Genomic DNA, 1795 nt, shown 5'->3' with positions numbered 1-1795 from the left:
GGGTTGGGGGCGGGAGGTGGGTCAGGCGCTGGTCGCCTTGATTCCGTTATCGTCCATCCCGACCGGGATCACCAGCACGCCCTCGGCGCGCTGCGCGGCGAGCAGGTCGAGGCCGCGCCGCTCCTTGGCGGGGTCGTGGTCGCTGGACAGCCACAGCACGTCGCGGCCGGCCTTGTTCAGCGCGCGCTCGGCGCCGCGCGCGACATCGGAGGCGTAGGGGTTGGCGAGGTCCTCCATGAGGACCCCGTAGGCGGGAGCGCGGGAGGGGGCCGGTTCGGCGGGGGGCTCCGGCTGCGCCGCGGGCCCCTGGCGGAGCCGCCGCGCGGACTCGTTGCGGACGAAGCCGAGCTCCTTGATCGCAGCGCGTACGCGATCACGGGTAGCTTCGGCCACCAGTTCTGGCCGGTTTAGGACATTCGAAACGGTCCCAACTGAGACCCCGGCACGGCGAGCGACCTCCCGGATACTGGTCTGTGGCAACTCACTCCTCGTCCGCCCCGGAACTGTTTCCGCAGGTCTGACAGTGTGTCGCGGATCACTTCCGAACGGGCCGTCACTGGCAGAGTCCATACAAGCACACAGCGTGCGTATTCGGCGCTTGACGGGCCGGATCCGGCCGCCTAGCGTTCCGAGCCGAAGCGTAGCTTGAAACGATTCACGATCTTCACCCTAACGGGGGTCGTCGGATCGGGCGAGAAAGGGTGGGTTGGATGGCTGGCGATCGTGACCCGTCCCGGACGTGGCGCGCCCCGCCGCGTCGGCTCCGTCCGCGGCCGTGCGGTCGGACCCTCCGCGCCGGTCGGCGCGCCGGTGTTCGGACGCTCAACGACTGAATCGTGACCCGGAGTTCCCCCGTCCCGCGACCCGTTCCCGCAGGCGGCCACCTCCGGCCAAGCACGCCGAGCCCAGATAACGATGATCTGGTCCGGAGCGATCCGGACCCCGGCAACCCGACGCGTAGACATCGGCCTACCCGTGCCTGTGCAGCAGGCGGCTGCATCCCCGCGGTCATCACCACGGACGAGGGAGGACGGAGTGGAACAGGCCACACTCGCACGTCGTGGCACCGACGAGCTGCGGTTGAACGAGGAGGAGATCAAGCTCCTCGCCCAGATCGCCAGCGGTGTCACCGCTGATGTGGCGGCACGCAAACTCGAACTGAGCGCCCGGACCCTGCGCCGCCGGCTGCGGACCATCTGCGACCGGCTGGAGGTCAACACCCCTATCGAGGCCGTGGTGTGGGCGGCCCGAAGGCAGCTGATCTGACCGCTACCGACCCGGCCGGGAGGCATGGCACGCCCACCCGGGCGGCGCCGCGCCGACGGCGTCCCGGCCGACCCGACGAGCGCACCGTCCGACCCCGTGGCGGCGACGCCCAGCCGAGGCAGTGACGCCCCCTGCCCAGGCGTCGCCGCGGGACGAGCTCGTGGGCCCCTCCCGCCTTGGCGCGCCCTGAACCCGCGCGCACCCATCACCCGCGCACACGCGCGAGGCTCCCAGACCCGCCCCACCGAGCCGACCTGTGCCCGGAGAACGGGCCCGGTACCGCGCGTACCGGTACCGCGCGCCCCGGAAGGCCCGGTCGGCACCCGTCCGGCCGACGCGCGCCCGAACGGTGAACGGCGCAGGCGACGGCGGACGGCGCCGGCGCGGCGCGGGTCAGCGGCCGTCGGGACGCGTGAGTGAGAGCGGCCCGCGAGAACCAGGGGCCGGTCGCCGACCCGTGTCGCGGCCGCCGCCGCGGTTCGCACCGCGCCTGACGGCTCGGCCTGCACCGCGCCTGACGGCTCGGCCG

At 72.8% G+C, this 1795-nt stretch carries 2 protein-coding genes; one reads left to right on the top strand and one right to left on the bottom strand.

The genetic code is table 11. From position 1 onward, the window contains the following. Positions 1-21: 21 nt before the first annotated feature. A complete protein-coding gene (locus AB0J52_RS38955) occupies positions 22-570 on the bottom strand; it encodes a LacI family DNA-binding transcriptional regulator (protein ID WP_500188086.1) in 549 nt (182 codons plus the stop codon). A gap of 465 nt (positions 571-1035) precedes the next feature. On the opposite strand from AB0J52_RS38955, the gene AB0J52_RS38950 reads away from it, so the two are divergent. Then, positions 1036-1266 carry a LuxR family transcriptional regulator gene (locus AB0J52_RS38950; protein WP_026414168.1) on the top strand — a complete coding sequence of 77 codons (231 nt, stop codon included), beginning with the start codon at positions 1036-1038 and terminating at the stop codon, positions 1264-1266. Positions 1267-1795 lie beyond the last annotated feature (529 nt).

It is taken from the genome of Spirillospora sp. NPDC049652 (genome assembly GCF_040675125.1).
GTDB lineage: Bacteria > Actinomycetota > Actinomycetes > Streptosporangiales > Streptosporangiaceae > Spirillospora.
Note: the sequence above shows the minus strand (reverse complement) of the source record. Positions and strands in the feature narration are given on the sequence as shown.